A 16,358-nucleotide genomic window follows, 5' to 3' on the forward strand; every position below is an offset into this window, starting at 1 on the left:
AAGGAGGATTATAGGCAACAACAACAGCCCCGCATGCCACAAATTCGCATGCTTGTTGCGCCGAACAAGAAATGAGGTGTACTAAATTTTGTCACTGCTAATGAGCGTGACCCTGCATTGTAAGAAGTGGCTTTTGCTTGATTTTCCATCTTCGTATCAATTTATATTCCCCAAGGCAATATGTCCGTTGGGTTCAGGAATTAGCACCTTACACGGTTGGTAGGTTGCTAGAGCTTCTCAGAGCCTGTCTCTCCACTCTTCTTTATAAATCAACTACCTTGATAATTGACTTGATATTGCAAATGTAGGCCCCAAAACCTTATTTCCAAACTATTTTAAAAAATTTAGTAAATTATTTTTGTCACAGCCGCAACAGCCCGTCAAAACCATTGCAAAACTCATACCCCTACCTAACATTCATTAGCAACTTTACAACTAGCTATTTTCTTATAGCCTGAATTTTCGTTGTTCAACTCCTAACCTTCAGCTCCATCATTTAGCCCAAACAAAGATTTTTTCTGGGTGCATTGATCTGTAAAAGCCTACCGCATATAAACACTTCCCCTAAGGTCTTGCCCCTTATTTTTCCTTTCCTAACTTTGCCGCTGTTAGTCCGCTCTTATGCAAGCATTAAAAGAAACCAACTTCCACTTCCCCAACCAGACCGGGTTTTACCGGGGCAAAGTCCGCGACGTTTATTATTTCAAAGACAAGCTGGCCTTAGTAGCCACCGACCGGATCTCTGCCTTTGACGTGGTGTTACCGCGGGCCATCCCTTACAAGGGTCAGGTATTGAACCAGATTGCGGCCTCCTTTTTAAAAGCCACCGCAGATGTAGTGCCTAACTGGGTAATCAGCCATCCTGCGCCCAACGTGACCATTGGCAAGCAATGTGAAACCTACAAAGTGGAAATGGTGATCAGAGGCTACCTGGCGGGCCATGCCTGGCGGGAATACAGCGCCGGTAAACGTTCCCTCTGCGGAGTGGCGCTGCCGGAAGGCTTAAAAGAGAATGACCCTTTTCCAGAGCCCATCATCACGCCTACCACCAAGGCCGCCGAGGGCCATGACGAAGATATTTCACGGGAGGAGATTCTGCGCCAGGGAATTGTATCTGAAGAAGATTACTTGCAACTGGAGGCCTATACCAGAGCCCTTTTTCAGCGGGGCACCCAACTGGCTGCTGCCCGCGGGCTTATCCTGGTAGACACCAAATACGAGTTCGGTAAAGCCGATGGCACCATTTATGTAATTGATGAAATCCATACGCCAGACTCGTCCAGGTTCTTCTATGCTGAAGGTTACCAGGAGCGCCAGGATGCTGGCGAGCCCCAGCGGCAACTTTCTAAAGAATTTGTACGTCAATGGCTCATAGAAAACGGTTTCCAGGGCAAAGAAGGGCAACAGGTACCTGAAATGACTGACGCCAAATTAACCGAAATCTCCCAGCGGTACATTGAATTGTATGAGCAGTTACTGGAAGAAAAGTTTGTTCCCCAAGACTACGCCAGTCAGCCAGATAGCTTACAGGAAAGCATTGCCGCAAACATTTTTTAACATACTTTGTTACAGATATTCCACCAAAAATTGGTAGATTCGCAGTCTAAACCTTTTTGCTGTTACTTATGAAGTACACAATAGATAAAAAAGAGAACTATACCATCATCACCATAGATGAAAAGAAACTGGACACCACGATCGCCCCTGATCTGAAGTCTGAGTTTGTTAAATTGAATGCAGAAGGTATCACCAACCTGATCTTGGATCTATCAAACGTAAAATATACTGATTCTTCCGGGCTTTCTTCTATTTTGATAGCCAACCGTCTTTGCAACTCTTCTGGAGGCGTATTGATCTTGACTGGCCTTCAGGAGCACGTGACCAAGCTGATCACCATCTCTAAACTGGAGTCTGTGTTGAACATTCTGCCTACCGTTGAAGAAGGTATTGACCGGGTGTTTCTGCACGAAATTGAGAGCGATCTTACCAAAAAAGAAGAATAGTCAATCTGAAGAAACAGCAGTTTGGACTTCGAGCTGAAAATACTTGGTAGCTCCTCTGCCACGCCTTCTTTTGAACGTCATCATACCGCCCAGATTCTCACGGTTGGTAACCAGATAAATCTGATTGATTGCGGCGAAGGTACACAAATGCAGCTGATGCGATACAAAGTAAAGCATCAGCGCATTTGTAACATCTTTATAAGTCACCTCCATGGTGACCATTATTTTGGGTTGGTGGGCCTGCTGTCCACCATGCACCTGCAACAGCGCACAGCCCCTATCAACCTCTTTGGCCCTAAAGGCCTGGCTGACATCCTTTCCCTTCAATTTAAATACGGCGGCACCCAACTCCCCTACCCCATTAACTTTGTGGAGTTAGACACCACCGTTTGCCGTAAAATCTTTGAGGATAAATTCATGACGGTGCACTCGCTGCCTATGCAGCACCGGGTGCCCTGCTGCGGATTTTTATTTAAAGAGAAGGAAAAACCGCGTCACCTGCTCAAATCCAAACTTCCTGATTTCCTTACTCCGCCCCAATTGGTCCGGTTGAAATGGGGAGAAGACATCCGGAACGAGCAGGGAGAAATTCTGGTTCGCAACGAAGACGTCACCACTCATCCCAAGCGCAGCCGAAGCTACGCCTATTGCTCAGACACCAAATACAAGGAAGACATTTTGCCTTACATTCAAGGCGTGGATCTCCTCTACCATGAAGCCACATTCTTAAGTGACATGGCGCAACGGGCAGAATACACCTTCCATAGCACGGCCGCCCAAGCCGCCGCTTTGGCTCAAAAGGCCCAGGTAAAACGGCTACTCATCGGGCACTTCTCTGCCCGCTACAAAGAACTCACCCCCCTGCTGGAGGAAGCCCAGGCTATTTTCCCTAATACCAATTTAGCTACAGAAGGGAAAACAGTTAGTGTGTTGGAGTAATGGTTTTGTAAACATGAATGTTTAGGTCTTCCTTTGTTAAGGTGGGTAGAGGTTTTTTTATCGGACTTTTGCCGTTCGCTTAGATTTGTCTATTAATCAACGATTTAGACAGCTTTTCCTTTCTTCCGCCGTTTTTGGTATTCTCACCAAGGACCAAGATTGCGGCTCAACCTGCAACATCCTTGTGCATGCATTCCCGCCTGTTGCTGGCGTGGTGTCTGCTGTTGCCTATGTCCTTATGCTGTATTGTTGCATGGTTTCCCTCTGAGCGCTCACGGCCGCGGGGCCCCGTCTTTCCCCCTCGCACTGCCCTTGCGGCCGGGTTGCAATTCTCTCTTAGTAAAGCCCCTGCAGGGCCACAAGCGAGGCGCTCGAAGTAAAGACTGGAATTGAGGGAATGCGTGAAGGAGATTTGGTGAAATGTATTTTGGGCTGTTGGCGTTTTAGGCACGTTTTTCGGGAAACAGGCTTAAAACGCATTTCGGCGTACTAAACGCAGACTCCCCCCTTGAGGGGGGCGAAAGGGGGTGTTTACACCAGCAGACATTTCCCTGGTTCAATTTTTCAACTTGGACCTACCATTCGGGAAGTTTCCAACTTCCCTGAGGCGAAAGACTCACCCACGCATTTAGTCCCCCTTTGAAGGGGGTAGGGCTTGACTACGCGTGCAGATCAACTCAGAACCTACCCCAGCCGTTTTGGGCCCGTTTTTCCAAAACCAGGCCTAAAACGGAATTATACCCTACAAGGCACCCTTGCCAAAATTTTATAATTACCGCCTTTCTTCCATCTTTACAGGAAATAAGAACTTAAACCGCCGCATATAAAATGTCCAATTCCACCCACCATTATCACGCCTCCATGGGCGACAAAAAACGACAGCTGTTCATGGTGCTGTGCGGTATTTTCCTCACTAACGCCTTGCTGGCTGAGTTGATTGGGGTAAAGATTTTTTCGGGGGAAGGCGTGTTTGGGTTGCCGGGGGCCCAGATACCGGTTATGGGAAACACATTTGATTTCAACCTCACCGCAGGGGTCATAATCTGGCCAGTGGTCTTTATCACCACTGATATCATTAATGAATATTTTGGAAAAGACGGGGTGAAGCGCATAAGCATTTTAACCGCAATGTTGATCGCTTACGCGTTTCTGGTCATTGTCATTGCCACGGCCTTGCCACCGGCGCAGTTCTGGCAGGACATCAACAACCAGGGACCCAACGGTACGGCCTTTGACATGGACTTCGCTTTTAACAAGGTGTTCCGGCAGGGGCTGGGCATAATCATTGGTTCTTTGGTGGCGTTTTTGGTGGGGCAGTTGCTGGATGCGCATGTCTTCCATTGGCTCAAGGGCATTACCAGCAGCAAAAAGATCTGGATACGGGCCACCGGCTCTACCCTGGTTTCACAGTTGGTAGACACGGTGGTGGTCCTATTTATCGCCTTTTACCTGTTCGGGGATTGGAGCCTTACGTTGGTGTTTTCCGTTTCAGTGATCAATTACCTGTACAAGTTTACCATGGCAGTAGTGCTCACGCCTTTGCTGTACTTGGCCCACCCCATTATTGACCGCTACCTGGCAGATGACCAGAAAGTACCCATGGAAACCTTTATTGCCCAGGATTAATTTCCTCTTTTAGCCGCACGCTTTATGGCGCAACCTCCCTTGTATCTTATCAGTGGTTTAGGGGCTGATGAACGCATGTTTCAATTCTTGGAACTGGATCATCCGCAGCCCCGGTATATCAAATGGATCAGGCCCTCTCCTTCTGACACGTTGGCGACCTATGCCCAAAAGCTGGCGCAACAGATGGAGCCCAGCCAGGAACCGCCCATCTTGATAGGCCTGAGCTTTGGAGGCATGGTTGCCCAGGAAATAGCCCGGCAGATTCCGGTTAAAAAACTTATTCTGGTTTCCACCCTGGTAGATACCCGCCAAATTCCCTTTCCATACCGCTTGGGGGGTTGGTTGAAAGCCCAGATTTGGCTTCCTTTTGCGGCAGCTAAACGCTTTACCGGCCCAGGAGCCTGGCTTTTTGGGGCTATTACGTCCCAGGACAAGGCCATTTTCAGGTCTATTATCAGGGACACAGATGTGCTCACCCTTCGGCGTTCGCTTACGCAGATTCTCTCCTGGCATCAAGAAGCCCCGCCCGCGGGCGCCATCATCATCCATGGTGACCGTGACAAAATCCTGCCTGTTCCCCAGGTTCCGGGCCTTCACGTGATAAAAGGAGGCGAGCATTTAGTAGTGTTAAACCGGGCCAAGGAAGTAAGCGCGTTGATTAACCGGTACCTAGCTTAACCTGTTTTAGGCCTGTTTTGCTGAAAACGGCTTTAAAAAGGGATTGGCTTTCCCGTTTGCCCGTCAATCGTTTACTTTGCAGAGAACTTTACAGTAACAGAATGGCACGAATCCTTACGGGCATCCAAAGCAGTGGCCGTCCGCACCTGGGCAACCTGCTGGGTGCTATCCTCCCCGCAATAGAGCTTTCCAAGAAAACCGAGAATGAATCACTGTACTTCATAGCTGATTTACACTCGCTTACCTCCATCAGGGATGCGCAGGAGCGCCGCATGAATACCTACGCCGTGGCGGCCGCCTGGCTGGCCTTTGGTTTTGACACCGATAAGAATATCTTTTACCGCCAGTCAGACGTGCCTGAAACCACTGAACTGACCTGGTATCTCAGCTGTTTCGCGCCGTTTCCCATGTTGGCTAATGCGCACTCCTTCAAGGATAAATCGGCGCGCCGGGGCTTGGCAGATGTGAATGCCGGGTTGTTCACCTACCCTATTCTCATGGCCGCTGATATTCTGCTGTATGATGCCCAGTTTGTGCCCGTGGGTAAAGATCAGGTTCAGCACTTAGAGATTACCCGTGATGTGGCCAGTTCCTTCAACCATATTTACGGCGATACTTTTGTGTTGCCCGAGGCCAAGGTAGATGAATCTGTCATGACCGTTCCCGGCACCAACGGCGAAAAGATGAGCAAGTCCTACGGTAACACTCTGGATATTTTCCTGCCGGACAAGGAACTCCGCAAGCGCGTCATGAGCATTGTCACCGATAGCAAAGGCCTGGACGACCCCAAAGACCCAGCCACCGACACTACCTTCAAGTTGTACGCCCTGCTGGCCACGCCCGCTGAAACGGAAGACTTGCGCCAGAAATACCTGGCTGGCGGCTTCGGGTACGGCCACGCCAAACAAGCGCTGTATGACCTCATCATCACTAAATACGCAGAGCCCCGCGAGCGTTTCCAGTACTACATGGAGAACCTCCCGGAGATAGACGCCAAGCTAGCCGAAGGCGCCGCCAAGGCCCGTGCTATAGGTGCCCCAGTCCTGAAGCGGGTGCGAGAAAAGTTGGGTTTTTAAGCAGTAGGGCTAATTATTTAGCCAGAATCTATTTCAAACAGGGAAGCCGAAGCAGGAATGCTTCGGCTTTTTGGGTTTCAAGAAGTTTTCTGAAGGACCTTATTCTTTTGCCGTAGGGACAGGGCTTGACCTGTCCGTTGCGATTCTTATTGTAGTCCAGGTTCTCTTTTAGTGGTCGTTTCAAGTTGCTTGCGTTTTGAGGCAGTTTTGCGGAAAACGGGCTTGAAACGGGTTGATCTACACGAGTAATCAGCCCCCTACCCCCTTCAAAGGGGGAGGATATGCGTAAAGTGAGGCCAGAGCCTCAGGGAAGTTGGAAACTTCCCGAATGATGGGTCCAAGTTGGAAACTTGAACCAGGAAAAATGGAGATAGGCGTTTTGAACTGTTTTTGGAAAAACTTGCACAAAACGCCTTTACCTCCTTCCCACGCATTTCTTATTCCAGTCTTTACTTCGCGCGCCTCGCTTGTGGCCCTGCAGTGGCTTTACTAAAAGAAGAAAGCAACTCGGCCGCAAGGGCAGTGCGAGGGGGAAAGACGGGGCCCCGCGGCCGTGAGCGCTCAGAGGGGAAAGATGAAACATTACAGCATAAGGACTTAAGGCATAGGCGCTCGCCACGCCAGCAACAGGCGGAAATGCGTGCACCATTCAGGTGAAGAGGCAGTCTCAGTCGTTGCCCCTAGGAACACCAACATTGACGGGTTAAAGCTAAAAGAAATTGCCAATAGAAAGCAGGCCAAATTTTGCCCCTTGAGAACAAAAACTACAATGAAGAAGCTGAAAAAACAATTCATCGACTTTCTGTTTTAAGCCTGTTTTCCTTAAACCAGGCTTAAAACAGAAAAAGCTCCTGCCCAGGAATTACCTGTACAGGAGCCAGAACCTTTATCTAAAGTATATCTTACAATAGAAAGCCAAAAACTACGCTTTCCAAACTTCCTCGCGAACGTTCTTGCCTACGCTCAGGATAATGCGGGTGGGGTTAGGTACCAGCACCAGGCGGGCTTCTTTGTTGGGATAGGCGTCAGCCTCTACCCAAACACCTTCTTTGCCCGTTACCTCTACCTGGCCGTCACCGCTCAGTTGCTCTGGCAGGTAGGCAGTTGGAAGGAGCACATCAGTATCGGGGCAAACCTTGTGGTGTACGTCCCCTAAGACCTCCTCCAGGTATTCTCCGAAGGAATCATTAAGCTCATCTTCCAAATCATGCAGTTCTTCTTCCACGTCATCATAGCGGTCATCATTGTAAGAGAGTTTGCTCAACTCCTGCTTTTTCTGGATGATGGTGACTAAGGCGGTATTTATTTCTTGGATGTTCATGCGGTCTAAATTTTCACAAATTTTATAACATCTGGCGCTATTTCCAAGTAGATGGCCCAAAACACTACGCCAAATACTTATTTTCTTTCCAGTGCAATTCTTCTATTTTTACACAAAATGCCCCCAATTGCAGACCCATCATTTCAAAAGATAGACCATATGGCAGAGCAAACCGACTTTCTCCCGCTCAAAGGCACAGATTATATTGAGTTTTATGTGGGCAACGCCAAACAAAGCGCTTATTTCTACCAAACGGCCTTCGGGTTTGAACTGGTAGCCTACGCCGGTCCAGAAACCGGTATACGTGACCGTGCCTCTTATGTGTTGCAGCAGGGTAAAATAAGGTTTGTGCTTACCACCTCCCTCCTTCCAGACTCCCCTATCTCAGAACACGTGCGCCTGCACGGTGATGGCGTGAAGGTGATGGCCCTGTGGGTAGATGATGCCTACAAGTCCTATGAGGAAACCATCAAACGCGGGGCGAAATCGGCGGGCGAGCCACAGACCCTCACCGATGAGTTTGGCGAGGTAAAAGTGGCCTCTATCTATACCTACGGCGAAACCATCCACACCTTTGTGGAGCGCACCAATTACACCGGCGCCTTTATGCCTGGCTTTAAAGCCAAGAAAAGCCCGGTGCCGGTAACGCCCGTGGGCCTGAAACACGTAGACCATTGCGTAGGGAACGTTGGCTGGGGCGAAATGAACACCTGGGTAGATTTCTACGCCAAGGTAATGGGCTTTGAACTGCTGCTCACCTTTGATGACGAGGACATTTCTACGGAGTATTCGGCGCTTATGAGCAAAGTGATGAGCAATGGCAACGGCTACGTGAAGTTCCCTATCAATGAGCCAGCCGAGGGTAAAAAGAAATCACAGATTGAGGAGTATCTGGACTATTACCATAGCCCGGGCGTGCAGCACATTGCCATTGCCACCGATGATATTGTGGCCACCGTGGGTGAACTGCGCCGCCGTGGGGTGGAGTTCCTGAGCGTACCTACCTCCTACTACGCCGACCTGCTCCAACGTGTAGGTACCATTGACGAGGCCATCCAGCCCCTGCAGGACCTCAACATTCTGGTAGACCGCGACAACGAAGGGTACCTCCTCCAAATCTTCACCAAACCCGTGGAGGACCGCCCCACCGTATTCTATGAGATCATCCAACGTAAAGGCGCCAAATCCTTCGGGAAAGGCAACTTCAAGGCCCTGTTTGAGTCTATAGAACGGGAGCAGGCTTTGCGCGGAAATCTTTAATCAGGTGCAAATGGTTTAATGTGCTGATGTGTTAATTCACCATTTGGAGATTTGAAGAGGTGGGGATTGGGAAATTCTTTTCCTTCCTCTTTAATGAATCTACCAGAACCTCAGCCCATTACCCCATAGGCATATTAAAAAATAGCACATCAGCACAATAAAAAATTAGCACATTCACTTACCTATGGAAAATAATTTAACCCTTGACCCTGCTGTACAAACCAAGATTTCCTCATGGTTAGACGGCGGCTATGACGCCGATACGAAAGCTGAATTACAGAAACTGGTAGATAGCCAGGACCATGACGCCCTCACCGATTCTTTCTACAAAGACCTGGAGTTTGGGACTGGTGGCTTGCGCGGCATTATGGGCGTGGGCAGTAACCGCATGAACCGTTACACGGTGGGCATGGCCACCCAGGGCTTGAGCAATTACCTGTTAAAGTCGTTTCCGGGGCAGCAGATTAGCGTGGCCGTGGCACATGACAGCCGCAATAACTCACCCTTCTTTGCCAACGTGGTGGCAGACGTGTTCAGCGCCAACGGTATTAAGGTGTACTTCTTCAAAGAGCTTCGGCCTACGCCCGAGTTATCTTTTGCCATACGGCACCTGGGCTGCCAGAGCGGCGTGGTCTTGACGGCCTCGCATAACCCCAAAGAGTACAACGGCTACAAGGCCTACTGGAACGACGGTGCTCAGGTAACGGCCCCGCATGACAAGAACATTATTGCCGAGGTGAACAAAATCCACAGCGTGGACCAGGTGAAATTTGAGCGCAACCCGGCTAACGTAGAATATATTCTGGAGGAAGTTGACCAGGCGTATCTGGATAAGGTAGCTACCCTGAGCGTGGACCCTGAGATGATAAAGCGCCAGCAGGACCTCAAGATTGTCTACACCCCAATCCATGGCACTGGTATTACCTTGGTGCCGCGGGCGCTGGAGCGCTTCGGGTTTAGAAACGTGCACGTATTGGCGGCCCAGTCAACGCCAGATGGCAACTTCCCAACGGTGGTATATCCTAACCCAGAGGAAAAGGACGCCATGACGCTAGCCATGGAAAAAGCCAAGGAACTGGATGCCGAACTGGTGCTGGCCACTGACCCAGACGCTGACCGAGTAGGTATTGCTGTGAAAGACCTGCAAGGCCAATGGGTATTGCTCAACGGCAACCAAACTGCTGCGCTCCTCACCTATTATATTCTGCAGGCCTGGCAAAAAGCCGGTAGGCTTACGGGCAAGGAATACATTGTGAGCACCATTGTGACAACAGACCTGATCAACCGCATTGCCGAAGGCTTTAGCGTGGACTGCTACGAGACCCTAACGGGTTTCAAGTACATTGCCACCATCATGCGTGAGAAAGAAGGCCAGGAACAGTATATCTGTGGCGGCGAGGAAAGCTACGGCTTTTTGGTAGGAGATTTCGTGCGTGATAAAGACGCCGTTTCTGCCTGCGCCATGATTGCTGAAATGACAGCTTCTGCCAAAGACCAGGGCAAGAGCCTATTTGAGCTTATGCTGCAGATGTACCAGGAGTATGGCTTCTACAAAGAAGACCTTATATCCCTGACCAAGAAAGGCCACCGTGGGGCCCAGGAAATTCAGGAAATGATGCAAGAACTGCGGGAAAATCCGCCTAAAACTGTGGCTGGTTCAGACGTGGTGGAATTGATTGACTATAAAACCGGCTTTAGAAAGAACCTGCAAACCGGCCAGGAAACCGCCACTGGGCTTGAAAGCTCCAATGTGCTGCAGTTCGTGACGGCAGACGGCACTAAAATATCGGCGCGCCCATCAGGTACTGAACCCAAGATCAAGTTCTACTTTAGCGTGCGTGAAGACTTACCTTCGGCTGACCAGTTTGAGCAGGTAAGCAAGGTTCTGGATGAGAAGATTCAAAGGATTATTGCGGACCTTAAATTGAAATAGGCTATTACTCTGGTTCTTGGAAGCCCTTTCTGTAGATGCAGAAAGGGCTTTCTGTTTTAAGGCTGTTTTTTCAAAAACAGCCTTAAAACAGAAAGCTGAAAAAGGAGCTGCTAGTCGTGTATATCCGCGTAATACAAGGCTAAACTGAACTCATTAGATTCTAATGCACTTCTGCTTGCACCACTTCGTAAGGGAAAATTAGGCCTGCTTATGCCCTTTTCTTGTTTTAAAGGTGTTTTTTGGAAAATATGCCAAAAACGCTATCTTGTAAAACCCCAGCCAACTCAAAGACGCCTAAGTCAGGCAATGAAAACCTCCGCACATAGTGCAGATAAACGTATGTTCACGTTTAGCAACTAGTTAGGTCTAATTTTAAATAAGAAAGAAACTTAAATGGTCAATCAATGGAATAGTCTACACGATTCTTCAATCAAAGAAATTTCTATAGATTGGGAAAGGAAAATATTGACCATTGAAATCTCAACTACCGCCCTTTCATTTCCAGAAATAAGGAGAGCGTTAATAAAAGCTGAAAATGTGACTTCGCTTCTTTGCCCGATGAAAAGCCCTTGGGGAAAGAGTGAATCTATAAATGAAGTAAAACAGATTGGTGAAAAACTTGAAATAGAGATGCAAAGTGGAGACACGATAGTGATTGAAGCAACTCTATTCAAATTGGAAGAATTTTAAATCAAGTTGTTTCTAGCTTGTTTTTCGAAAATTAAGGCAAAAACGGACGGACAAGAGTTGGATGCACTCGGCAAGCTGTTTTCGGGCTCATTTTTGAAAAACAGGCCAAAAACAGAAAAAAGCCGTGCAGTCTTTGCAGAGAAAAAACTAGACCTAACAAGGCATAAACGGCATCTCGGCCGACGGCCTTCGCCGTCGTTTATACAAGCCGTTACCCTACATTCGGCACATTACTTATTATGAATCCAGCTAAGTTATTCATAATCGCAATCGCAGGACTTCTTTCCTGTAAACAAGGTAGTAAATCTAAGACTGAAACTGTTGAGCCAGAAACTGTAAATTCGGCAAGGAAATATGAGTATGTTGATTCTATGGGCAAGCACCTCATTATTGAAAACGGAGGGCCTAAAGGAGAACAATACATTGACCCAACTGGGAAGGAATATTTTAAGACTATATTTTGGACTCGGATAACCAATGAAACGGACCATCCTCTGGAACTGAAGATTGGCTTTCCTGTAAACTCTTATGAGGTACCTGGGTCAATTAAAAGCTACTATGAAATATTGATTCCATCTGATACAATGACCATAGATAAAGAACCATTATATAACTTTGGAATGACGGATTTAAAGTCTTATTTAGATACTCATATTCATAAGCCGTCCTCTTTAAAAAGAACCATTAACCCAAAAAAATCTAGTGGTTTTTATGTGATATTACTTTGTTTGAAAACAGAAATAACCCCCGGTAGCACCTTACGAACAGGACTAAGTTTAAAAGGGAAAAATCTTATCTATAAAATTTCCCGATTTGCGAGCAAGGCAGACCTCTCATTAATAAGTGAAAAAGAAATCCATTGTGGAAGTATTACCCTAAAGGGTTTGATCTTAAACAAAAAAGAAGAAAGCCAGCCTACAACATAGGCGATTGCGCTAAGGCCTCCTAACTGTCCTATCCTTCTTAACTTTATTCTCTTTCCACGGCGCAAAGCCCTAACCGTTGCACAAAATCTAAAATGATTTGGAAATAAGAACTTATAATCAAGTGGATAAATCTTCTGTCATTGCCCTTTTAAAGTTAAACACTCCGGACTTTTTTGACCCCAGTGAACAAAAGGATTTAGAAGAATACCTGGAGAATAAAATTGAAGATTACTTTGTAGTTGAAGAAAATTCTGAAATTATTGGAGCCGGGGGAATAAATTATTTCCCTAATGAAAAAATCGCCCGCATTTCCTGGGATGTTATCAACCCTAGTTTTCAGGGAAAAGGAATCGGTCGAAGACTTATAGAGCATAGAATCAATCACTTGAAAAGAAATAAAGACGTTGAGCTAATTGTTGTGAGAACGTCTCAACTGGTTTACAAATTCTATGAGAAAATGGGGTTTAAGCTTATAAAGGTGGAGAAAAATTTTTGGGCAAAGAATTTTGACTTATACCAGATGGAACTTACAAATGAAAACTAACACCAACCTGGTGTACTTGAAAAATTAGTCCTTGCCCCTAGTTATAAGAAGAAATTAAATCATTTTGGTACCTGCTTTTAAAATCCTTCCATCCCTATAAAAAGCATGAGTTATGGATACCGCCCCTCCCGTCAAACTTGATATTTATATTAATTACCCCGGGAATTGCGAAGAGGCGTTCCGGTTTTATGAGCAGCATCTGGGTGGAAAAATACTCCTGATGGCCGCACACCAAAATCCGCCGCCTGCTTTCCCCAAAGAATGGAAGAACCCTATTCAGCATGCCATAATAGAGATGGGCGGCACCCTGGTTCGGGGCGCTGACATTCCCGGTGCCCAACCCATGCGAAGCGCCTACCTTACGCTGAGAGTGGAGACTCAAGAGCAAGCAGAACACTTTTATACTCTATTATCCAGGGAGGGCGAAATCTTTATGAAAATGGAAAAGACTTTCTTCGCCAACCGGTTTGCCATGCTCCGCGATAAGTTTGGGACCTCCTGGATGCTCCTGCAAGAACAGTAACCAAACTTTACACTTATCGGAAGACTTGCGGAGTAGTTCCAAAACAAAGTTAGAGGCTAACCACAGCCGCAAACATGTTGAAATCCCTTAACTTAAAGTCTGCCCCTGCACTAACCTCTGGTCCTATACCTATTTAAACACTTGCCATTAAAATCTACACACGTTGACTACCTTACATCAGACCCTATTAGCACCAGAGCAGCAGGAAGAGCTGCTTAGCATTTTAAAGTCCCGCTTTGAGAAGCACTTGCACCGTCATAAGGATGTAGATTGGCCCGCAGTGCAAGCCAGGCTGCAAGCTGCCCAGGAAAAACTTTGGTCGCTGCATGAAATGGAGAAAACCGGCGGGGAGCCAGATGTAGTAGGCCAAGACCCTTCCACCGGCGAAATCATTTTTTTTGATTGCTCACCGGAAAGCCCCAAAGGGCGTAGAAGCACCTGTTACGATCTTGAAGGGCTGGAATCTAGGAAGGAATATGCCCCCGAAAACAACGCGCTGGACATGGCCGCCACCATAGGCATTGATCTCCTAACCGAAGAGCAGTACCGCCAACTTCAACAACTGGGAACCTTTGACCTGAAAACCTCCAGTTGGGTCCTCACGCCCCCTGAGATCAGGAAGCTAGGCGGCGCCCTTTTCTGCGACCGGAGGTACAACCATGTTTTTACCTACCACAACGGGGCCCAATCTTACTATGCCGCCAGAGGCTTTAGAGGCGCACTCCGGGTTTAACTTTGTCCTTTCTATTTACCTTGTTAGGCTGAGGAAAAGGAGTACGTATCTTTTGCTTTCTTAAACACAATGGCCGCCCGTGAAATACATCACTAAGACCGTATGGGTACTATCTATAGTAAGTCTGCTTACAGACACAGCCAGCGAGATGCTGTACCCTATCATGCCCATCTACCTGAAGACCATCGGGTTCTCGGTGGTTTTAATTGGGGTACTGGAGGGGGTAGCCGAGGCAACGGCGGGGCTTAGCAAAGGATATTTTGGGAAGCTCTCTGATTCCATGGGCCGCCGGGTGCCCTTTGTGCAGCTAGGATATGGCCTTAGCGCTCTCTCTAAACCCATGATGGCCTTTTTCATTTTCCCCTTCTGGGTTTTTCTGGTGAGAACCATAGACCGTTTCGGGAAAGGAATAAGGACGGGTGCCAGGGATGCGTTGTTATCTGATGCCGCCACCCCCGCCACCAAGGCGAAAGTCTTCGGTTTCCATCGGTCCATGGATACCCTGGGGGCCGTGGCGGGTCCTGGTTTTGCCCTGCTGTACTTGTACTATTACCCTGAAGATTACAAAACTCTCTTCTACATTGCCTTCGTGCCGGGTTTATTGGCTATTCTGGCTACCTTCTATTTAAGGGAAAGCACCACCATCACCCCAAAATCAAAGGTGGCGACCCCATTCTTTTCCTTTCTGGGCTACTGGAAAGAGAGTCCGGCCGCATATAGAAAGGTGGTGATAGGTTTGCTGGCGTTTACCTTATTCAACAGCTCAGATGTCTTTCTTTTGCTCAAGGCTAAGCAGGCCGGGCTGGATGATACCCTGGTCATTGGCATTTATATTTTCTACAACCTGGTGTACGCCCTACTTTCTTTTCCCCTGGGCATTCTGGCTGATAAAATAGGCTTGAAACCAATTCTGGTGGTGGGGTTTGCGGCATTTGCGGCGGTGTACGTGGGCATGGCCTTTGCCCAGGAAACGTACTTTTTTTTCGGGCTGTTTTTCCTCTATGGTTTTTACGCCGCCGCTTCTGAAGGAATCTCCAAAGCCTGGATCTCTACTATCTCAGATAAGAAAGACACCGCAACTGCCATTGGTACTTATACCGGGCTGCAAAGCATCTGCACGATGTTAGCCAGTTCCCTTACCGGTTTTGTCTGGTATCAGTTTGGCGACACAGCGGCCTTTCTTACTACCGCCGCGGCCACATTAGCGGTACTGATTTATTTCTTAACTGTGCCAGGGCCCTCTTCCCATACCGAAGGAGTTCCTGCCTAACCAACCCCTATGAGGCTTCCAGCTTTGGTTTCCTTATAGTAATTTAGGTGTCTATCTTGTGGCCTAGACTTATCGTTTACACAACCCCTCACCAATACTTTTACAGTCAGAATCTTTCCTTTCGCTTACACTGGTTTTTAAACCAAAGGTGGTTTCTGTTTTGGGGCCGTTTTCCGAAAAACACCCTCAAAACAGAAACTGAATCTAACAACCTAGATAGCGCCTTCCAGCCTAAATTTCCTTAGAGGCTGAAAATTTAAAATTGACGAATCAGAGGTTTACCCTATAGGTTTAAAAACAAGCCTTTGCCAGGATAGGAACAATTGCCTTAAATTCCTGTTTACCCAAGACAGAAAAGAACTTAATACAAAGGTTCTATTTGGTAAAACAGCCTTGTTTCAGGAAGCATACCTATTAATGGGTAAAACAAAATTTTGGCTAGACAGTATGTGCCTGTTAGGGAAGGTATACCCAAAATCTTTTCTGGGCGGCAGGTTCCCGAATCAACTTCAAAGTCTTGGCAAGCCTGGGTTTTGCGCTTTTGTGATATTGGTTTATCTTTAGATATGGTTTATTAAAACAACCAATAGAAAGAAAAGTCGCTTAAACGCTCATGATCAACGCCTTTACATAGCTTTTTCGCATTTTAGCATATACTATTTTCTGTTTTTTGCTGTTATAAATTCAGAAGCCTATTCACTTTAAGAAGAAAAAAGATTTGATTTAACTAATACCTCACCTCTATCTCTTTGTCTCTTTATTGGATAGCCATCTTTATAAGGTGGGCAGACGGTTTAGTCATTCTCTGATTTCTTCTCTAAAAAGTTTACCCTACT

At 47.2% G+C, this 16,358-nt stretch carries 15 protein-coding genes and 1 riboswitch; of the genes, 14 read left to right on the top strand and 1 reads right to left on the bottom strand.

From position 1 onward, the window contains the following. Positions 1-158 precede the first annotated feature (158 nt). Positions 159-271, bottom strand: a riboswitch (SAM riboswitch). Between the two features lie 350 nt (positions 272-621). From ACYVJQ_RS11130 to trpS, 6 genes are all read left to right on the top strand, one after another. Beyond that, positions 622-1,557, top strand: a complete 936-nt coding sequence (locus ACYVJQ_RS11130; protein ID WP_460893148.1) for a phosphoribosylaminoimidazolesuccinocarboxamide synthase — start codon at positions 622-624, stop codon at positions 1,555-1,557. A gap of 68 nt (positions 1,558-1,625) precedes the next feature. Then, entirely contained in the window at positions 1,626-2,003 is a 378-nt protein-coding gene (locus ACYVJQ_RS11135) for an STAS domain-containing protein (RefSeq protein ID WP_048920757.1), read from the top strand. Positions 2,004-2,024: 21 nt separating this feature from the next. After that, positions 2,025-2,942 (top strand): ribonuclease Z, encoded by a 918-nt coding sequence (locus tag ACYVJQ_RS11140; protein WP_460893149.1) that lies wholly within the window; start codon positions 2,025-2,027, stop codon positions 2,940-2,942. Positions 2,943-3,770: 828 nt separating this feature from the next. Continuing rightward, a complete protein-coding gene (locus ACYVJQ_RS11145) occupies positions 3,771-4,568 on the top strand; it encodes a queuosine precursor transporter (RefSeq protein WP_460893150.1) in 798 nt (265 codons plus the stop codon). Between the two features lie 75 nt (positions 4,569-4,643). Further along, the gene (locus ACYVJQ_RS11150; protein WP_460893151.1) at positions 4,644-5,246 is read left to right on the top strand and encodes an alpha/beta fold hydrolase; all 603 of its coding nucleotides are present in this window, start codon (positions 4,644-4,646) and stop codon (positions 5,244-5,246) included. Between the two features lie 101 nt (positions 5,247-5,347). Further along, positions 5,348-6,322, top strand: a complete 975-nt coding sequence (trpS, locus tag ACYVJQ_RS11155; RefSeq protein WP_460893152.1) for a tryptophan--tRNA ligase — start codon at positions 5,348-5,350, stop codon at positions 6,320-6,322. 922 nt (positions 6,323-7,244) lie between these two features. Here the strand turns inward: trpS and ACYVJQ_RS11160 are convergent. Next, entirely contained in the window at positions 7,245-7,643 is a 399-nt protein-coding gene (locus ACYVJQ_RS11160) for a hypothetical protein (RefSeq protein ID WP_460893153.1), read from the bottom strand. 159 nt (positions 7,644-7,802) lie between these two features. Here ACYVJQ_RS11160 and hppD point away from each other — a divergent pair, with 159 nt between their 5' ends. From hppD to ACYVJQ_RS11200, 8 genes are all read left to right on the top strand, one after another. After that, positions 7,803-8,903 carry a 4-hydroxyphenylpyruvate dioxygenase gene (gene hppD / locus ACYVJQ_RS11165; protein WP_460893154.1) on the top strand — a complete coding sequence of 367 codons (1,101 nt, stop codon included), beginning with the start codon at positions 7,803-7,805 and terminating at the stop codon, positions 8,901-8,903. A 184-nt stretch (positions 8,904-9,087) separates the two neighbouring features. Further along, the gene (locus ACYVJQ_RS11170) at positions 9,088-10,836 is read left to right on the top strand and encodes a phospho-sugar mutase (RefSeq protein ID WP_460893155.1); all 1,749 of its coding nucleotides are present in this window, start codon (positions 9,088-9,090) and stop codon (positions 10,834-10,836) included. A 393-nt stretch (positions 10,837-11,229) separates the two neighbouring features. After that, complete coding sequence (locus ACYVJQ_RS11175) at positions 11,230-11,526, top strand: hypothetical protein (RefSeq protein ID WP_460893156.1); 297 nt, start codon at positions 11,230-11,232, stop codon at positions 11,524-11,526. A 239-nt stretch (positions 11,527-11,765) separates the two neighbouring features. Further along, entirely contained in the window at positions 11,766-12,452 is a 687-nt protein-coding gene (locus ACYVJQ_RS11180) for a hypothetical protein (RefSeq protein WP_460893157.1), read from the top strand. A 97-nt stretch (positions 12,453-12,549) separates the two neighbouring features. Next, positions 12,550-12,996 (top strand): GNAT family N-acetyltransferase, encoded by a 447-nt coding sequence (locus tag ACYVJQ_RS11185; RefSeq protein ID WP_460893158.1) that lies wholly within the window; start codon positions 12,550-12,552, stop codon positions 12,994-12,996. A 112-nt stretch (positions 12,997-13,108) separates the two neighbouring features. Beyond that, the gene (locus ACYVJQ_RS11190) at positions 13,109-13,519 is read left to right on the top strand and encodes a VOC family protein (protein ID WP_460893159.1); all 411 of its coding nucleotides are present in this window, start codon (positions 13,109-13,111) and stop codon (positions 13,517-13,519) included. A 163-nt stretch (positions 13,520-13,682) separates the two neighbouring features. Further along, positions 13,683-14,252: a DUF4256 domain-containing protein gene (locus ACYVJQ_RS11195; RefSeq protein ID WP_460893160.1), complete on the top strand. Its 570-nt coding sequence runs from the start codon at positions 13,683-13,685 to the stop codon at positions 14,250-14,252. A 79-nt stretch (positions 14,253-14,331) separates the two neighbouring features. Continuing rightward, complete coding sequence (locus tag ACYVJQ_RS11200) at positions 14,332-15,522, top strand: MFS transporter (RefSeq protein ID WP_460893161.1); 1,191 nt, start codon at positions 14,332-14,334, stop codon at positions 15,520-15,522. Positions 15,523-16,358: the final 836 nt, after the last annotated feature.

The organism is Rufibacter soli (assembly GCF_054781795.1).